Origin of the sequence: Ensifer sp. BR816 (genome assembly GCF_000378985.1) — a bacterium.
Taxonomy (GTDB): Bacteria; Pseudomonadota; Alphaproteobacteria; order Rhizobiales; family Rhizobiaceae; genus Sinorhizobium.
In genome coordinates, this window is record NZ_KB905370.1 from 5,633,907 (window position 1) to 5,651,125 (window position 17,219).

Sequence of the window (17,219 nt, forward strand, 5' to 3'; positions counted from 1 at the left end):
TCGCCGTCTCATAGGCCGGTAAAGCTTTCTTCAATTTCTAGCTTTAAGGAACGGTCGAGTGAAAACGGAAGTCTCCTTCGCGCATGCCAAACGCCAATCTCATGCTCCTGCTTGCCGAGGCCTTGGTCTATGCCGCATCGATGATCGGGCTTCTGCACCTGCGTGCCCGTCTGGGGCTCGGCGTCTTCGTGGCTGCCCTCGGTGTCATGCATTTCATCGAGACTTACCTTGCCGCCGTTTTCTATGTTCAACTGCCGTTCGGGGTGATTTCTCCGGGCTCAGCCGTGTTCTTTTCCGGCAAACTCATGATGATCCTCCTCCTTTACGTGAAGGAGGATGCGGCGACGGTCCGCCAGCCGATTTACGGATTGCTCGCGGGCAACTTCCTGACAGTCGCGCTCAGCCTGCTTCTGAGGCGGCATGATACGGTCGCGATCGTCCCCGGTCGGTTCGCCGACATAGCCTTTATCGACGAGATGGGCTGGCTGATGGTCTGGGGCACGACGCTTCTCTATTTCGATTCCCTGATCATCATCCTGTTTTACGAGAAGCTGGGCCGATGGTTTCGCCGTTTCGTTACCATGCGGTTCCTGATCTGCGGCGTGGTCGTGCTGACCTTCGACCAGTTGGGCTTCTACGCCGCGCTCCGCTTCGTGAACGGTGCGCCCTGGGACGTGTTCTGGGGCGGGTGGATGGCGAAGATGCTGGCGGCACCCTTCTATGCCGTTGCCATCGGCTTTTACCTCAATGCCTCGCGTCATACGTTCCTGGCGATTTCGGACCGGCCGCTCGGCGACGTCTTCAACGACCTGACGTTCCGCGAGCGCTATGAGGATCTGCTGTCGCGTTCAGGACATGACACCTTGACGGGGGCGCTGGACCGTGGCCGCTTCGAGGCCGAGGGGCAGCGGATGATCCGCGACGCGGCGGAGCAAAGCGCTCCGCTCAGCCTGATGCTGATCGATGTCGACCGCTTCAAGAGCGTCAACGATCAGTTCGGCCACATGGAAGGCGATCGCGTGCTGCAGAAACTGGCCGAAACGGTCAAGGCGAAGCTTCAGCCCGCCGATCGCCTGTTCCGCTATGGCGGCGAGGAGTTCGTCGTGCTCTGCCCGGGACTGCCCTATGCGGGTGTCCATTCCCGCGCCGAGGACATACGGCTCGCCGTCTCCGCCGGCGTAAAGACGCCGAACGGTCACCCGGTGACCACCAGCATAGGCGTATCAGCGACGCTTGCCGATGGCACAGGAATTCACGAACTGCTGGCGCAGGCGGATATTCGCCTCTATGCGGCCAAGAACACCGGCCGCGACCGCGTCGTTGGGCGCTGACCGGCGCGGCCGTCAGATCCCGACATTCGGGCGGTCGATGATCTCGCGCAGCGAGAAGCTCGAATTGATCTTCACCACGTGTGGCAGCGCCGACAGCCAATCGCGGTGAATGCGCTCATAGTCTTCGAGGTCCCGCGCTGCGACGCGCAGGATGTAGTCGTATTCTCCAGACATCAGGTAGCAGACCAGCACGTTGGGGCAGAGCTTGACGGCCGACTCGAATTCGGCGAGCGTCTTGGCGAATTGGCCTGATAGCGAAATGTGCACGATGACCATGATCTTGTAGTCGAGCGCCTTGTGCGCAATGCGGGCGTGGTAGCCTGCAATCGTGCCGTCTTTCTCAAGGATGTCGACCCGCCGCGAGCAGGCGGATGGCGATAGCCCGACCTTGGCGGCGAGATCGGCGTTCGAGATTCTGCCTTCCTGCTGCAGGATCCGCAAAATCGAACGATCAATGGCATCCAGCGCGCCCATTCGTGCATTCCCTCAAAAATATCGTAGGATCTGCAATAATCGACGAAATTCATGCATCGAAGGACGCGTCTTTGCAAGGACATTCTCGACGCGATCTGTTTTCCTTATCTGATCATCAATGCTGCGCAAGCGCACAGACAGGAGAGGAACGCAAGATGCGTGTCGGTTGCCCGAAGGAAATCAAAAATCATGAATACAGGGTCGGCCTGACGCCCGGATCGGTACGGGAATACATCGCCCACGGCCATGAGGTGATCATCGAAACGAAAGCCGGGGCGGGGATCGGGGCGGATGACGACGCCTATCGCGCCGCCGGCGCGAGGATCGTCCCGACGGCCAAGGAAGTGTTCGAAAAATCGGACATGGTCGTCAAGGTCAAGGAGCCGCAGCCCTCCGAATGGACGCAGCTGCGCGACGGCCAAATTCTCTACACTTATCTTCATCTGGCACCGGATCCCGAGCAGACGAGGGGATTGCTGAACTCGGGTGTGACCGCGGTCGCCTATGAGACGGTAACGGATGAGCGCGGCGGCTTGCCGCTGCTTGCTCCGATGTCCGAAGTGGCCGGTCGTCTCGCCATCCAGGCCGGCGCGACCTCTCTTCAAAAGGCCAATGGCGGCCGTGGCATCCTGCTCGGCGGGGTGCCGGGCGTGTTGCCTGCCAAGGTGGCGATCATCGGCGGTGGCGTCGTCGGTCTGCACGCGGCAAAAATGGCCGTCGGTCTAGGTGCCGACGTTTCGATCATCGATCGGTCGATCCCGCGTCTGCGCCAACTCGACGACATTTTCAACGGCCGCATTCATACCCGCTATTCGACGATCGACGCGCTGGAGGAGGAAGTGTTTGCCGCCGACCTGGTGATCGGCGCCGTGCTGATCCCGGGTGCCGCCGCGCCGAAGCTCGTCACGCGCGAAATGCTGTCGGGCATGAAGAAGGGGGCGGTGATCGTCGACGTCGCGATCGACCAGGGCGGCTGCTTCGAGACCTCCCACGCCACGACCCATTCCGAGCCGACCTATGAGGTCGACGGCATCGTGCATTATTGCGTCGCCAATATGCCGGGCGCCGTGCCGATCACCTCGGCCCACGCGCTCAACAATGCGACGCTCTATTACGGCCTTCAGCTTGCCGATCGCGGCCTCAAGGCGATCGCCGAGGACCGGCATTTGCGGGCGGGCCTGAACGTTCATCGCGGCCGGGTGACGAATGCGCCGGTCGCCGAGGCGCTCGGCTATGATTCCCATGCGCCGGAGAGCGTGCTCAACGTGGCCTGAGCGGATAGCTCAACCGGCCCGGCGCTGTACCGCCGGGCCGGCCCTCAGGCCGCCTCTATGCGGCACTGATAGCAATTGTATTTGGCGGAGCGCACATGCACATAGGCAACGTCCGGCTGCGCCAGCAAATCTTCCGCCCGTTGCTCGAGCATTTCCGCAGCGACGATACCGCCCGTCCCGTAGACGATGCGCTCGTCGGCGCCGTATCCACGAAGCAGGTAATCCTTGCTGGATGTAAGGATGGGCGGAACCGAGGACCCATCCGGCGCCGGGCATTGATCGGCATGCATGAAGATCGGCCCCGTTTCTGCGTAAGGCTGGGCTGATGTAAAGGGCCGGTAGGCGAGGATCAGGTAGGCCTGCCCCTCCTCGACATTGCGCAGACAGTGCCGGCACGGAACGCCGACGCCGTCAGAGATGTGCCGCTCCGGCAGATTGCCGTAGGCATCCCGACCACCCTGCCGCAGCTGTTCCGCATCAATTTCAGGCATCGCGATGTAACGCAGGCTCATTGCCGTCTCCTCGTCGTTTTGTAGCTTCGAGAAGAATGGCTCCTTGCGTGGGGTTGCGACACCCGAAACTTGCCCGAGGAGATTGCTCAGAGCTTCTTCGCGAAGGTGAGCAGCTCGTCGTCGCTCAGAGGTCGAACGATCGCCTGCCGCGTCGCGACCGGGGAAAAGCCGAACTGTTGATAGAGCTGCAGGGCGCGAGGATGGTCGAGGCTGTTCGTCGTGACCGTGACCTTGCGCGGGTCCATCGCCCAGGCAGCAAACAAGGTCTGCAGCAGGAACCATTTGCCGAGGCCAAGGCCGAGCGCATGTTCCATGAGGCCGAAATGGGTGAGCTCGATGACGTCGCCATCGCGCTGCTGCAGTTCGAAGAAGCCGGCGGGCGCACCATTGACGTAAAGGACCGTCAGGGTCGTCTTCTTGTCGTGGAGCACCGTCGCCAGGTCTTCGTCGCTCATCCGCAGCCGCTCCGCCCAGTGCCAGCGCTTGCCGACGCGCAGATACAGGAAGCGGTAATAGGGAAGCGGAATGTCGGACACGCGCAGGATCGCGGTGTGGATATTGACGGGCACCGGCAGGCTCTGTTTCGGCGGCGACGTCATCTCGAGTTCAGTCACATGTGCCGTGATCGCACCAGGCTTCGATCCTTGCATGGCTTTCACTCTCTACCGATGGCGACCGGGGTATCGGGCCGGCCGCCCCATTCCGACCAGGAACCATCATAGAGCGTATTGTCCGTATGTCCCAATGATTGAAGCGCAAGCGTGATGATTGCGGCGGTCACGCCGGACCCGCAGGTCGTGACGACCGGCTTGGACAGGTCGACGCCGGCATTTGCGAAGGCCTGGCGCAACGCCTCGAGGCTCTTGAGCTTGCCGCCTTCGGAAAAGACGCCGGAGGGAAGGCTTCTGGCGCCGGGCATGTGACCCGATCGCATGCCCGCGCGAGGCTCCGCTTCTTCTCCGCTGAAGCGTCCGGCGCTACGCGCATCGGCGATCTGGGCAAGGCGGTTCTCGACGGTCTCCTTCATCCGCTCGAAGGACGTGACGGCTTTCGCGTCGAACCTTGCATGGAAGGTGCGCGGCGCGGGGCTCGGGACCTCGGCGGTCGTCGGTCTTCCCTCCGCCTTCCAGCCGTCCATGCCGCCGTCAAGGACGAAGACATTGGTCGCACCCATGACGCGGAACATCCACCAGACCCGGGGGGCGGTGAAGATGCCGGGTCCGTCATAGACGACAATGGTGTCGTCCTCGCCGATACCCATGGCCCCGACGGCTTCGGCGAAAGCAGCCGGTGAGGGCAGGGTATGTGGCAACCCGCTTGTCTGGTCGGCGATCGCGTCCTGGTCAAAGAAGATCGCTCCGGGAATATGCGCCGTTTTGTATTCCGCCTTGGGGTCACGCTTTTGCGCCGGCAGGTACCAGGCGGCATCGACGATCTTGACCTTGGGGTCGCTGAGGTGCTGCTCGAGCCAGTCTGCGGAAACGACGAAGGCGCTTTTCTTGTTGTTCTCGTTGATCATTGTCGTTCCTCCATGGATTCAAGGGGCAGCACGGTCTTCCGGTGTTCCGAAACGGATACGGAAGCGCCGGTTCTCCTTACCCTTCTTCTCGATCTTGGCGATGTGAATAGCGCCGACTTCCTGCGTCTCCGAAACGTGCGTGCCGCCGCAAGGCTGGCTGTCGACCGAAGAGTTGTCGCCGATGCACACGAGGCTCACCCGCCCCATGCCGACGGGCGGGCGGACATTCTTGGATTTGACGATTCCCGGATTGGCGGCAAGTTCCTCGTCCGTGATCCATTGGACATAGACCGGGTGATTCTCCTCGACGAGCTTCATCAGGGCCGCCGTCACCTCGTCCTTGTCGATCGTCTCGCTCATGTCGAAATCGACACGGCTCTCTTCCTCGCCGACTGCGGCGCCCGTGACAGGGTAGGGGCAGACGACCGAGAGCAGGTGGCATGCCGTGTGCATGCGCATCAGCCGGTAGCGGCGCGGCCAGTCGACGTGAAGAACAAGCTTCTCGCCCACCGTCAGTGGTGCTTGTTGATCGGCCGGGACATGCACGATGACTTCCTTGGTCGCGCCATGCCGCGTGTCCACGATCGGAATACGGCTGCCGTCTTCCCGCTCGAAGAAGCCGGTGTCGCCGGGTTGGCCGCCGGACGTCGCATAGAAACAGGTCTGGTCGAGCTCGATCCCGCCGTCTTCTAGGACTGCCGTGACGCTTGCTTCGCAGGTCGAGAGGTAGAAATCCTCACGGAAGAGGGCGGTCACGGTGCTGGTCATCGCAAAGGCTATCCGACTGGTTCGTATGGAACGGTGATGTTCGAACTTCTGTTCAGCCAGGCTGGGACCGGCAGGCTTTTCGAGGCAAGGAAGTCCGGATTGAAGAGCTTCGACTGATAGCGGTTACCATAGTCGCAGAGGATCGTCACGATCGTATGTCCGGGTCCGAGCTCGCGGGCCAGTCGAACCGCACCGGCAATATTGATGCCGGTAGACCCGCCGACGCAGAGGCCTTCCCTTTCGATGAGGTCGAAGACGTAGGGTACGGCCTCCGAATCGGGAATCTGGTAGGCGAAATCGGGCGTGAAGCCTTCGAGATTGGCAGTGACGCGGCCTTGGCCGATGCCCTCGGTGATCGAGCTGCCGCTCGCCTTCAGCTCGCCATGGGCATAGTAGTTGAAAAGTGCCGCGCCTTCCGGATCGGCAATGCCGATCTTGACCGCGGGGTTCTTGGCGCGCAATCCCTGCGCCACGCCGGCAAGCGTTCCGCCCGAACCGACGGCGCAGATGAAGCCGTCGACCTTGCCGTCGGTGTCGCGCCAGATTTCCGGCGCGGTCGTCTGCACATGCGCCTCGCGGTTCGCGACGTTGTCGAACTGGTTCGCCCAGATGGCACCGTTCGGATCGGTCTTGGCGAGTTCGGCCGCCAGCCGCCCGGAAACCTTCACGTAGTTGTTGGGGTTCTTGTAGGGCACCGCGGGAACCTCGACCAACTCGGCGCCGAGCAACCGCAACGCGTCCTTCTTTTCCTGGCTCTGCGTTTCGGGGATCACGATGACGGTACGATAGCCGAGCGCGCTGCCGACGACCGCCAGCCCGATGCCGGTGTTGCCGGCCGTTCCTTCGACGATCACGCCGCCAGGGCGCAACTGGCCGGCCTTCTCGGCCTCGCGAATGATCCAGAGTGCTGCCCGGTCCTTCACCGACTGCCCGGGATTGAGGAATTCCGCCTTGCCGAGGATGGTGCAACCGGTGGCCTCGGAAACGGCATTGAGCCTGATCAACGGCGTATTGCCAATGGCTTCGAGCACGGACGGATAGACACTCATGTTGGAAAACCTCACGCTGGACGGAACGAACGCCGGGCCTCAGCCAAGCATTAACCTCGACGAACGGCAAGCGATAAACATTTGGTTTAAGAGCAGGATCGCCGAAATATTGGCGTGTTTTCGGCTCAGTCTGTTCAACAGGCAAGAAATAGCGTTTCGCCGCTTTCCTGTCGCGGGCAAAAATCGTCTCCGCTGCCAGTTCGGCGCGCGGAAAGCGAAAGGTGCAGGCAGGATTTGCCGTCGGAGAGGCAACCGGCTCGGACGTGCCGAGCCTTTCGGGAAGCGCGGGCTTCCCGATCGACGCGCGAGGACGAAATGATGACTGCGTTTACGGCCCGGCCCGATCATGGATGGGCCTGGGTAACAGGAGCAAGCTCCGGGATAGGGCGCGCCGTTGCGCTGCGACTGGTCGAGGAAGGCTATTCGGTTGTCGTCACGGCGCGCAGCCACGAGAAGCTGGTCGCTCTTCAGCATGAGGCCGAAGGGCCCGGGAAAATCGTCGTGCTGGACGGAGACGTCACCGATCCGCACGACATGGAGCGGCTGCTGACGGCGATCGAGTACGAGCACGGCCGGGTGGCGCTCGCGATCCTTAACGCCGGCGTTGCCATCCCCGTGCGCGGCGACGACCTTCACCTTGAAGCATTCGACAGGAGCTTCGCGGTCAATCTGCATGGCGTCGTCAATTGCCTCGTGCCCCTGGTCGAGCACATGAAGGCGAACGGTCATGGACAGATCGCCATCATGTCGTCGGTGGCGGGCTATGGCGGCCTGCCGCGGAGCGCGGCCTACGGCGCCACCAAGGCGGCGCTGATCAACATGACCGAGAGCCTGAAATTCGACCTCGACCGGATCGGCATCCGGCTGCAGCTGATCTGTCCCGGCTTCGTCGCGACGCGCGGCACGGTGAACAGCAATTTTCCGCGCCTCGCCCTTGTCAGCGCCGACGAGGCGGCGGCGTGGATATGCCGGGGGCTGAAGTCGAGAGCTTTCGAGATCAACTTTCCGAAACGCTTCACCTACGCCGCCAAATTGCTTCGGCTCCTGCCTTACAGCGCCTATTTCGCGCTCCTCGACTGGATGTTGGCCGGTCAGGGGCCGCGTGGCGCGGCACCTAGGCCCAAGCAGTCTCCGTCCGGCAAGCGGCCGCGTCAGGCGGTATGAAGCACCAGCACTGCGCCGAAGACGAGCATGAGGCCGATCCAGCCGATCGGCTTCAGCTTCTGCCCGAAGAAGAGCCGGCCTGAGATCGCCGTGCCGAAGATACCGGTGCCGCCGAGCACGGCATAGGCGACGGCAAGTTCCATGCCCCTGACGGCTTCAGCGAGCAGGGCGAAGGCCGCGAGCACCAGTAGGATCGAAAGCAGGCCCCAGCCGCGCTTGGCGAACCCGTTCGACTTCGTCGAGGCGAGGTTCGCCGCGACGTCGAGGATGCCGGCCATTACCGCGAAGCCGAAGGAGAGACCGGGCGCGCTCATGCCATTGCCTCCGCTGCCGTCTCTTCGTCGTCGGACTTGCCGGCGTTGACGAGCAAAATGCCCGCCACCGCCATCGAAAGGCCGAGCATCTCACGGCCGGTCAGCACGTGATCGAAGACGAACACGGAGACCAGGGTGATGAGGGCGACCCCGGAGCCTTCCCAGATCGCATAGGCGACGCCGACCGGGATCGTCTTCACCGCCCTTGCCAGGAGGACGTAGGAGAGGGCGATCGAGGCATACATGATTGCGTGGCCGGTATAGGCACCCGACGCCATGGCTGCCTTCATGACGGTGAGACCGACCACTTCGGTCGCGATCGCGAGCACCAGGAATAGCCATGCCAAGCGCATGAGGAACCTTCATGAAAAAATCGGTCGAGATGAGAAACGAAAAGAGCCATTCGGGCGTTTGCCGCGAATGGCTCTTTCGAAACTGGCTCCCCGGGCCGGATTCGAACCGGCGACCTATCGATTAACAGTCGAGTGCTCTACCGCTGAGCTACCAGGGATCATCTGCGCCGCAGAAGTGAGGCTGCTAATACAAATGCTTTCTCGATTTGCCAAGCGGTTTTTCAAAAAAAATCGTCGGCCGCGGTTGCGGGGCTGTGGAGAAAGCACCAACTGTTGGGAAGTTGATTGAAAGAGGCATGATGGCGACCGGCGACAAGAAGAGGTATTTCGGCATTGATCCGCAAACGCGTCAAATCGTGCTCGGCAAGTTGCGAATCCCCTTGCCCGACTCGCCGGTCTTGCGCGTCTTGATAGGCTCGTTGCTCGTAGTCTGCGGCCTGCTCGGTTTTCTGCCGGTTCTCGGCTTCTGGATGGTTCCACTCGGACTTCTGGTCCTCTCGCATGACATTCCGGCGGTGCGGCGAGCGCGTCGCAAGCTCGCAGTATGGTGGGCCCGCCGGCGTGGGCCGGAGAATTCTTCGGGAAAATAGGGAATTGTTTCAAATGTTTTTCAGCTGTGGTCGCACCCGTATCCAGTAAGGAGCGCGCTCGCTGCGTCGGCCAGTTCATTGCCGTCATCAGCGCAGGGGAGGTGTCTATAGAAATCCGTCGTCATGACGCGCCGTTCGCAAGATTGGCAGATCAACAGGAGCGATCGGCGCCTAACGATATTCTTAGAAAATCGTTCTGCAATCCCTCGGCTGGGAAGGTTGCCACTTCGCTGACTTGAAGTAGGACGTGAATCTTTCGATCGAGGGGCCCTTGGTGTAATTGGCGAAGAAAGCGCCAAACGCCCGATCTTCGGAGAGAAAACTGATTGGTTCGAGACCGCTCGCCTTGGAACGCTCGAGGTTGTCCACGATGATTATATCTGGAGGGTTGCAATTGAGGTCGAAGACTGTCTGGCTGCGCACGAGAACGGCCATTTCCGTCAGCTTCGGAGATAGTTCGCCACTCTTTTCGATGTCTTGGCTGAATGCTGTTAGCATCCAGAGGGCAAAATGGCGCGACGGCCACATATAACCCCAATCATCGACCATGGGCCATATTCTGCTCGGGTTTGCGGTGATCATCATCACCACGCTTCCACGACGCACGGGTTGCAGCAACTGGGAGACGGCCCCTTCGGCGGAATTCCTATATGGGCCGATAAAGGCGAACATTGCCAGCGGCACAGACATGGTAAAAACGAGAGCAACATTTCGGAAAACGCTGACCCGGGAGCGATGAGGCTCCAACAACGCGGCGAGGGCTATGACGAGCATGCCGGTTGCTGGAATGGCGTGGTACCGCCAGCCCTTTTGCTGTGCAAAATAGGAAAGTGCAAATCCCATGGCAGATAGCACTGCGGCGACGCTGCAGGAGTTACGTTGCGGCCAAGGGGCAAAAAACACTGCCAATGCAAGTGCCCACCACAAAACGGCTGGCTTTAGTAACACTACAATCCAGCACGATTCATAGCCGAAGTATGCGTTCGTCAGCATAGGGACGATGGTTTGCAGGTAGTTTGGCGCCAGCGTCACCACAGCTATAGCGTAGAGGATTGCCGCGGCACCCATGGCAATAGCCTCCGGTCTCAACGGCCGCCATTTTCTCCCGGTTTTCGCCAACAGCCACAGCTCCAGAAGAATGGGTACAAGCGCAAAGTAGTGCTTCAGAGCCAACCCTATGGTGGCGAAACATCCGACGAGGAGGGCCAGAGGCCAATCCGGTTTCCGGCCATCCGCTCGGCGAGCAATAAGGACGGTGTATGGAACTGCCGCGATCAGTGCGAGATGCTCGCGCTGCGCGAAATCCGATACCCCAATCAGCGTTACTGCGAGAAATGAGGCGACCAAAAGGAGTGCCCGGCGGTAAGGTGCCCAATCCGTCAACAGCCGGCCAAGAAGGGCGATGGCGAAAGCAAGGTAACCGAAGACGGCGGTTACAATTGCCGTTTTCGCGCTCACGCCGAGCTTCACAGCGACCCACTCGATGGGAAGCGCCATCCAAAACCAGAGAGGGGGATTAAGTTCCAGAATGTCTTTGTAGAGAGTTGCTCCGCCGAGCATCTGGCGGGCAATCCACATCTGCCAAATCACGTCGTGCGATACGGGGATGTTCCACAGCAACACATATGCAGCGACAAGAGCCGTGAGCATGGCAAGCTCTGGCCAGTTGTCTCTCGCGGACGGGCTGCGCGGCTTGTCTTGCCCGAAAACAAACCGGGCCGCTCCGAGATAGAACAGGATAGCATAGGCCGAGATACCGGAAAGATGCACGAGTGGATTGTCCACGAAACCCAGTTGCCGGGCGGCGAGCACGATCCCTAGGTTAACGCCGAAGCAGACCAGGAACACGGCAAAGTATCGCGCAAACGCGGCAGGCGAAGCGGACGCGCGAAAGGTCCAGCGGCTATTAAGGGCGAAGCTCATAATCAGTCCTGAAATATAGCCGAGAGCGTTGGCCATCATATCGCCGAGCCCGGCAAACAGACCGGCCAGGATGACTGCGTAGCCGAAACCTGTATTCAACAGCCCAACCACGACAAAGCGAAAAGCCTGCAGGCGTTCAGCCGCGCCTGATGGCATGGGCGTAGTATTGTGCACCAAGAGGAATTCCCCGAAGCATGGGCTCCAGTGCCCTTAGGGCGCCAAGGAACCGCGGAAAAAAGATGCGATAAGTAATCCAGCAGTCCGGCAGCCCGGCATCGCGCAGGCGGGCTTTCATACCACTGGCCGATATCAGAACAGCGCTTTCGTCGAAGGGGCAGTCACGAACTGCCTTCCTTGTCAAAGGGTTGAGCGGGTTGTGCTCGAACACAAAGAGACTGGCCCCTCGGCTCATCACGCGGCGGATTTCTGCCAGCAAAGGTACGTGGAGCCCGCCCGGTATGTGGTGGAAAACGCAAGCCGCGAAAACGAGATCGAACGCACCATCCTCGAACGGAATTTGGCCGCCGTCGAAGTGGTGGAAATTTCCCTGTCCCGGATGACGCGCACGCGCTATGTCCAGGGACCTCGCAGAGGGATCAAGGAGAACGATCTCTGCTGTGGGAAACGCCATCCTCATGGGGCCTAGCGAATTGCCCACCCCAGCTCCAAAGTCCAAAATGCGCCGGGGCATAGCCCCAGCGGCCGCAAGCGTCGCAGCTACATCGTCGACCTTGTACTGATGAAAGTACTCGGGCGCTTCGCCACTTAAGCGTATGCTGGCTGCGTGCTGCTGATAGTACTCGTCGGCAAAGCGATCGAATTCCGCCTCATCCATGTGCAGGTCCCTTCTGCGTGTCCTGCCAGTGACCATGCCCGGTTTCGATTCTTGTCCGGGATACGATTTCGCTAATGATGAACAACGGTCGCCGTTTTGCTTCCATATACATTCGGCCGAGGTATTCACCGAAGATGCCCAGCACCAGCAATTGAACGCTGCCCAGTATGAGCATGATAGAAGCAAGGCTGGTCCAGCCCGGCAACACCTGGCCGAGGCCCCACGCGACCAGCGTGTAGACCAGCGTAGCCATACCGAGCAGGCCGAAGGCGAGGCCGAAATGAGATGCGAACCGCAGCGGTGCGACAGAAAAGCTGGTCATTGCATCGATTGCTAAGATCAACATCTTCCGCAGTGGGTAGTGGGTTTTCCCCGCAAACCGACTGTGCCGCCGATAGGGGAACGCACACTGCCGGAGTCCAATCCAGCTAACCATCCCGCGAATGAACCGGTAGCGCTCCGGCATTGCGTTCAGATGATTGAGGGTTCGCCTGTTCATCAGGCGAAAATCGCCCGTGTTCGCAGGGATTCCGACGCTAGAGAGACGGCCGAGGAGACGGTAGAACAACGATGCTGTTGCGAGCTTGAACCAGCTCTCCCCATCTCGTTCCTCGCGCAGTCCGTAGACGACATCATACCCTTCGTCCATTTTCGCCATCATCGGGCCCAATAGTTCGGGCGGGTCCTGAAGGTCGGCATCGAGAATGAGAATCCTGGCGCCGCGGCAAAGCTCGAGCCCGGCGCTCAAGGCAATCTGGTGACCGTAGTTTCGGGCAAGATCGATCCCAACGACATGATGGTCGGCATCGGCCAGGGCAAATATCCTCGCGCAAGTGGCATCTGAGGAACCATCGTTAATCAGCACGATTTCGTAGGTCTGACCTTGCTGCTCGCATGCCGTCGATACTCGGCGATAGAGCTCATCGATGCCAGCGTCTTCGTTGTAGCATGGCACCACCACCGAAAGCGCTAAATCGAGCCCATCTGCAATATGTACGATCGACGCCATTGCCGTCCCCTACGCAATACAACCGAGAGCGCGTAGGGTGGCACAGCGCAGGTTGCAGTCAAGGATTAGGCCCGCTGCCCAAACGGGCTACTAAAGCGAGTGTTGCACAAGCGTTGCTGCCTAACGCCCGAGGCGCGCAACCCACGACGACGCTGGGCATTATGGTCATGTCGCATGGAGTCGCCGCTCTTCTGCTGTATCCATCGAAAATCAACGGAATTCGTTACAGCACGGCGCGACGTGGTTAATCGAAAAGCAGCGAATCGAAAGCTGCTAGCGCCTTGAAATCATGCAAGAAAGATATTGGAGGCCTCGCCCGGAATTGAACCGGGGTACAAGGATTTGCAGTCCTCTGCGTCACCACTCCGCCACGAGGCCTCTCGTGCTCGGAAAATCGAGCGATGGCGGGCGTTTAAAACGAATCCATGAGGAGTGCAAGAGGAACAGATCGAAAAAGGGCATCCGTGATGCGGCTTTTGAACAGCATGGCGGCTGGGAACCTTTAGTCGGCGGCCATCTCGAAGTCCCGTGGAACTGAGGTGACGGAAACAGTCGACTCCGGGTATCATCCGCCTTTACGGAATTAAAGTGGCGAGGGAGGCGTGGCTCCTTCTGTCGATGCGGAAGGCAATGCTACCGCTCGGAAGCTGAGAAGATTTCGCAACCCCGGCATGCCTGCTGCAAGGCAAACGCCTGCCTACACGCTAGAAGCGCGTTTAATGGTAGCGTCGGATCAGGCCGATAAGCTTGCCCTGGATCTTCACCCGGTCGGGGCCGAATATTCGCGTTTCGTAAGCCGGATTCGCCGCCTCGAGTGCGATCGATGCGCCTTTGCGGCGGAATCGCTTCAAGGTTGCTTCCTCGTCGTCTATCAGCGCGACGACGATGTCTCCCGGGCTGGCGCTGCTCGTGTTTCGGATGATCACGGTATCGCCGTCGAGAATGCCCGCGTCGATCATTGAATCGCCCTTGATTTCGAGCGCGTAATGCTCGCCACTGCCGATCATCTCCAGCGGTACGGAAATTTCGTGCGTATTGTTCTGGATGGCCGAAATCGGCACGCCCGCGGCGATCCGCCCCATGACTGGCACGGTCATGGACGCGCTCTCGACAGTCGCTGGTGCCGGCTTCGGCGCGGCGGGCGGCTTGCCCAGGCTGCCCTCGATGACGCTCGGCGAAAAGCCCCGGCGGGGCTGGGAAGCGCTCGAATAGGCTTCCGGCAGCTTGATGACTTCCAGCGCACGGGCCCGATTGGGAAGCCGGCGAATGAAACCACGTTCCTCGAGCGCCGTGATCAACCGGTGGATGCCCGACTTCGACGCAAGGTCGAGCGCATCCTTCATCTCGTCGAACGACGGCGGGACCCCGGATTCCTTCATCCGTTCATGAATGAACAGAAGCAATTCCTGTTGCTTGCGGGTCAGCATGCGCTTCACTCCAGAATCGCGAAACAAATCAAGAACAGAAACTATCCGTTCCATATGTGTTCCGCAAGCACTTAATATTCCGTGAACTCCAGCCGGGCTTTGCCGCGTCGCGGCAATGACGGCACGCGCCGATGTCGAACCGGGGCCGGGGAAAAGGCACAGGTCACGCGCGCGTAGTGTCGCGGCGTTCCGCGAAGCCTGCGTGCCGGACTGACGGGCGCTTCTTAGTAGGGGAGGCGCAGCCCACCGGGACTAAGAACATCGAAATCGGGTTCGGGATAGGGGCCGTACCACTGGGTGTAGGTTGTGTTGCCGGTCGCGCCCGTGGTGGCGCATCCTGAAAGCGTGAGAAGCGTAATTGCAGTGACGGCGATCAGTGATTTGAGAGGCATGTTTTTCCCCACTTGCGGGAGTTGCCGATATGCAATGATGCCAAGAGCTTAGTGTCTCTCAAATCAGGCTCCCTGGCAAGCGAAAGGCGGGGCGGGAAACCGGTTCCGTCTCGTGGAAATGCCGCGCCCCAAACCGCCCGACTGCGACCGATATTTGTTCTTTCGAAATGAGGGAGGAAAAAGGGTTGCCGAGAATGCAGTTTCTAGTGGTATTCCGGCAATGGGGCAGGGAGCACCGCAAGGGCATGTCGTATAGAATTTGACTTAGGGACGAGCTGTATCCATGCCTCCAGGCTGGACAAAAGGAATGCTGGTGGAGTCGAAGGGAGTCGAACCCTCGACCTCCGCAGTGCGATTGCGGCGCTCTCCCAACTGAGCTACGACCCCGGCAGTCCTCGTATATAGGCGGATTTCACCGACTACGCCAGTCCTGGCTTCACCGTCGATCGCCGGAACACCATCCACGGTCACGCCGCGGAAATTTCGAAAGCCAGGTGATCGGGCTCAAGACCGGCCAGGACCTCTTCGGCGTCGAGGACTGCGCCAGGCGCGTGCGCCCCCGGATGATCGAACCCTGGGCGCGAAAGATGCTCGACGACCTCGCAGACAAGCGGCGCGGAGAAGGCATAGATGTCCCGCCCTCGCGCGACAGCCCGCCGGCTGGCGCCGTCGCGCCTTGCGACGACGTCGACCACGAACCGCTGCGCCGAGCGCCCGGTCGCGTCCGCGGCCTGCGGCGCGGGCGTCGCCTTGTCGCGGACGTCGCTTAGAGCGACCGCGCTCAAATAGGTGTGCAGTTCCGACGTCTTCACATGCTGCGAAATCAGGACGATCTCCGAGAACGGCATTTCGCTCACGAGTTGGCGGCCGAGTGGGCCTCCGAAGTCCCAGTGCTTCTGGGCGGACGGCAGAGCCAGCGGGCTGAGGCGCCCGTCGGTGATGACCATGCGTTGCGCGGTGTTCCGCGCGCCGGTGACGCGCGTCCCGCGCGTGGGATGCCAGCTATCGAGGCCGATCATCACGTCGATCGAATCCGCAGACTTCCAGTCCCCCATTGCGGCGGTGACCAACAGATCGGTGAACCCGCCGTAGAACCCCATACCGGGGACGACCGCAATGCCTGCTTGGCGAGCGGAGGCGTCGAATTTTTCGAGTGTCCCGCGCACGCTCATTTGTTCGGCGCTGACGTCGAGATAGTGGACGCCGGACTTCACTGCTGCGGCGGCGAGAGCATCGGCGGTATCGAGGAAGGGCCCGGCGCAGTTGATGACGGCCGCTGCGCCGTCCAACGCCCGGATGAGCGATCCCTCGTCATCCACGGTGGCCAAGCGGTTCAGTGCGTCGGGCTCGCGGAAATTTGCTGCCGCGAGCGCCTCGGCGTTGCGCGCGATTGCAATCGGCCGCAGCCCGCGGCGCAGCAATTCTGCGACGACGAAGCGGCCGGTATGCCCTGTCGCCCCAAATACAGCCACTGCCGGCCGGGTTATCATCACGCTCTCTGACATTGTTTTTCCTCTGACGATACAGACCTGTCTGTTCATATGGATACACACAGGTCTGTAGCGCGTCAAGCGCGGCAGTGCTATATGGTGGGGCAATAGGAGGCCACCCATGTCGAAAATCGCAACCAATGCCGCCGTTCATGGCGGGACCGACGTCCGCGACAGGATCCTGGAAACCGCTTCGGAGCTTTTCTATAGGCAGGGCGTCCGGGCAGTCGGCGTCGATCTGGTGGTCGAGAAAGCCGGTGTCGCGAAGACCAGCCTCTATCGCCACTTCGGCACGAAGGACGATCTCATCGCCGCGTTTCTGGAGCGCGAGGATCAGGACTTCTGGGGCCAATGGGATGGCGTGACGGCGCGGCACGGAGCCGACGCCAAGGCGGCGTTGGACGCCCACCTAGGCTGGATCGGCGAGCGTGTCGGACGGCCGAACTACCGGGGCTGTCCGCAGATCAACGTGGCAGCCGAGTTCCCTGAAGCGGACCATCCCGCGCGCAAGGTCGCCGAGGCACATAAGCGCGAGATGCGGCGGCGGCTGAAGGTCATCGCCGAACGTCTAGACGTCACCAATCCCGACGAACTTGCCGGTCAGCTCTCGGTCTTGATAAATGGTGCCTTCGTCAGTTCACAAATCTTCGAACGGGACGAGGCGACGACGCTGCTTCGGCGCGCCGCCGCGGCGCTGATTGCCGCCGGCAGAGCGCCCACCAAACCGGTCGGTGAAACGAGCGCGTCCTGCTGACATCCGGGATAAGGCAGGCGCGCAAGCCATCGGATCATGCT

19 protein-coding genes and 3 tRNA genes are annotated in these 17,219 nt (G+C 60.8%); 5 read left to right on the plus strand and 17 right to left on the minus strand.

Features of this window, described 5'->3' with window-relative positions:
* Positions 1 to 83: 83 nt before the first annotated feature.
* Positions 84 to 1,331 (plus strand): GGDEF domain-containing protein, encoded by a 1,248-nt coding sequence (locus RHIBR816_RS0127175; protein ID WP_018239734.1) that lies wholly within the window; start codon positions 84 to 86, stop codon positions 1,329 to 1,331.
* Positions 1,332 to 1,343: 12 nt separating this feature from the next.
* Here the strand turns inward: RHIBR816_RS0127175 and RHIBR816_RS0127180 are convergent, their stop codons facing one another.
* The gene (locus RHIBR816_RS0127180) at positions 1,344 to 1,805 is read right to left on the minus strand and encodes an Lrp/AsnC family transcriptional regulator (RefSeq protein ID WP_018239735.1); all 462 of its coding nucleotides are present in this window, start codon (positions 1,803 to 1,805) and stop codon (positions 1,344 to 1,346) included.
* Positions 1,806 to 1,960: 155 nt separating this feature from the next.
* Here RHIBR816_RS0127180 and ald point away from each other — a divergent pair, with 155 nt between their 5' ends.
* Positions 1,961 to 3,079 (plus strand): alanine dehydrogenase, encoded by a 1,119-nt coding sequence (gene ald / locus RHIBR816_RS0127185; protein WP_018239736.1) that lies wholly within the window; start codon positions 1,961 to 1,963, stop codon positions 3,077 to 3,079.
* Between the two features lie 44 nt (positions 3,080 to 3,123).
* On the opposite strand, the gene RHIBR816_RS0127190 is transcribed toward ald, so the two are convergent.
* The 5 genes from RHIBR816_RS0127190 to RHIBR816_RS0127210 form a co-directional block, all read right to left on the minus strand.
* Complete coding sequence (locus tag RHIBR816_RS0127190; protein ID WP_018239737.1) at positions 3,124 to 3,591, minus strand: DUF1203 domain-containing protein; 468 nt, start codon at positions 3,589 to 3,591, stop codon at positions 3,124 to 3,126.
* A gap of 86 nt (positions 3,592 to 3,677) precedes the next feature.
* A complete protein-coding gene (locus tag RHIBR816_RS0127195) occupies positions 3,678 to 4,241 on the minus strand; it encodes a GNAT family N-acetyltransferase (RefSeq protein ID WP_018239738.1) in 564 nt (187 codons plus the stop codon).
* A gap of 5 nt (positions 4,242 to 4,246) precedes the next feature.
* Positions 4,247 to 5,110 (minus strand): 3-mercaptopyruvate sulfurtransferase, encoded by an 864-nt coding sequence (gene sseA, locus RHIBR816_RS0127200; protein ID WP_018239739.1) that lies wholly within the window; start codon positions 5,108 to 5,110, stop codon positions 4,247 to 4,249.
* Between the two features lie 18 nt (positions 5,111 to 5,128).
* Positions 5,129 to 5,878 carry an alanyl-tRNA editing protein gene (locus tag RHIBR816_RS0127205; RefSeq protein ID WP_018239740.1) on the minus strand — a complete coding sequence of 250 codons (750 nt, stop codon included), beginning with the start codon at positions 5,876 to 5,878 and terminating at the stop codon, positions 5,129 to 5,131.
* An 8-nt stretch (positions 5,879 to 5,886) separates the two neighbouring features.
* On the minus strand, positions 5,887 to 6,927 hold the full coding sequence (locus tag RHIBR816_RS0127210) for a cysteine synthase A (RefSeq protein ID WP_018239741.1): 1,041 nt from the start codon (positions 6,925 to 6,927) through the stop codon (positions 5,887 to 5,889).
* A 315-nt stretch (positions 6,928 to 7,242) separates the two neighbouring features.
* Here RHIBR816_RS0127210 and RHIBR816_RS0127220 point away from each other — a divergent pair, with 315 nt between their 5' ends.
* Positions 7,243 to 8,091, plus strand: coding sequence for an SDR family oxidoreductase (locus RHIBR816_RS0127220; protein WP_026187477.1), 849 nt, complete (start codon positions 7,243 to 7,245; stop codon positions 8,089 to 8,091).
* On the opposite strand, the gene RHIBR816_RS0127225 is transcribed toward RHIBR816_RS0127220, so the two are convergent.
* The 3 genes from RHIBR816_RS0127225 to RHIBR816_RS0127235 form a co-directional block, all read right to left on the minus strand.
* Positions 8,079 to 8,405 (minus strand): SMR family transporter, encoded by a 327-nt coding sequence (locus RHIBR816_RS0127225; RefSeq protein ID WP_018239744.1) that lies wholly within the window; start codon positions 8,403 to 8,405, stop codon positions 8,079 to 8,081. The genes RHIBR816_RS0127220 and RHIBR816_RS0127225 overlap by 13 nt on opposite strands.
* Positions 8,402 to 8,758, minus strand: a complete 357-nt coding sequence (locus RHIBR816_RS0127230) for an SMR family transporter (protein WP_018239745.1) — start codon at positions 8,756 to 8,758, stop codon at positions 8,402 to 8,404. Before RHIBR816_RS0127230 ends, RHIBR816_RS0127225 begins: the two co-directional genes overlap by 4 nt.
* 83 nt (positions 8,759 to 8,841) lie before the next feature.
* Positions 8,842 to 8,916: transfer RNA gene (locus RHIBR816_RS0127235), tRNA-Asn, on the minus strand.
* A gap of 141 nt (positions 8,917 to 9,057) precedes the next feature.
* On the opposite strand from RHIBR816_RS0127235, the gene RHIBR816_RS38535 reads away from it, so the two are divergent.
* A complete protein-coding gene (locus RHIBR816_RS38535) occupies positions 9,058 to 9,348 on the plus strand; it encodes a hypothetical protein (RefSeq protein ID WP_026187478.1) in 291 nt (96 codons plus the stop codon).
* Between the two features lie 183 nt (positions 9,349 to 9,531).
* On the opposite strand, the gene RHIBR816_RS35340 is transcribed toward RHIBR816_RS38535, so the two are convergent.
* The 8 genes from RHIBR816_RS35340 to RHIBR816_RS0127275 form a co-directional block, all read right to left on the minus strand.
* A complete protein-coding gene (locus RHIBR816_RS35340) occupies positions 9,532 to 11,445 on the minus strand; it encodes a GtrA family protein (protein ID WP_245262743.1) in 1,914 nt (637 codons plus the stop codon).
* Positions 11,408 to 12,106, minus strand: a complete 699-nt coding sequence (locus RHIBR816_RS0127250) for a class I SAM-dependent methyltransferase (protein ID WP_026187479.1) — start codon at positions 12,104 to 12,106, stop codon at positions 11,408 to 11,410. The genes RHIBR816_RS35340 and RHIBR816_RS0127250 overlap by 38 nt, the downstream gene beginning before the upstream one ends.
* The gene (locus RHIBR816_RS0127255; RefSeq protein ID WP_018239749.1) at positions 12,099 to 13,115 is read right to left on the minus strand and encodes a glycosyltransferase family 2 protein; all 1,017 of its coding nucleotides are present in this window, start codon (positions 13,113 to 13,115) and stop codon (positions 12,099 to 12,101) included. The genes RHIBR816_RS0127250 and RHIBR816_RS0127255 overlap by 8 nt, the downstream gene beginning before the upstream one ends.
* 304 nt (positions 13,116 to 13,419) lie before the next feature.
* Positions 13,420 to 13,493 (minus strand) — tRNA-Cys (locus tag RHIBR816_RS0127260).
* A 338-nt stretch (positions 13,494 to 13,831) separates the two neighbouring features.
* A complete protein-coding gene (gene lexA / locus RHIBR816_RS0127265) occupies positions 13,832 to 14,542 on the minus strand; it encodes a transcriptional repressor LexA (RefSeq protein ID WP_018239750.1) in 711 nt (236 codons plus the stop codon).
* Positions 14,543 to 14,766: 224 nt separating this feature from the next.
* Positions 14,767 to 14,934: a hypothetical protein gene (locus RHIBR816_RS38090; RefSeq protein WP_085929557.1), complete on the minus strand. Its 168-nt coding sequence runs from the start codon at positions 14,932 to 14,934 to the stop codon at positions 14,767 to 14,769.
* Positions 14,935 to 15,245: 311 nt separating this feature from the next.
* Positions 15,246 to 15,321: transfer RNA gene (locus RHIBR816_RS0127270), tRNA-Ala, on the minus strand.
* A gap of 80 nt (positions 15,322 to 15,401) precedes the next feature.
* Complete coding sequence (locus RHIBR816_RS0127275) at positions 15,402 to 16,439, minus strand: saccharopine dehydrogenase NADP-binding domain-containing protein (protein WP_018239751.1); 1,038 nt, start codon at positions 16,437 to 16,439, stop codon at positions 15,402 to 15,404.
* Positions 16,440 to 16,545: 106 nt separating this feature from the next.
* On the opposite strand from RHIBR816_RS0127275, the gene RHIBR816_RS0127280 reads away from it, so the two are divergent.
* Positions 16,546 to 17,178: a TetR/AcrR family transcriptional regulator gene (locus RHIBR816_RS0127280; protein WP_018239752.1), complete on the plus strand. Its 633-nt coding sequence runs from the start codon at positions 16,546 to 16,548 to the stop codon at positions 17,176 to 17,178.
* Positions 17,179 to 17,219: the final 41 nt, after the last annotated feature.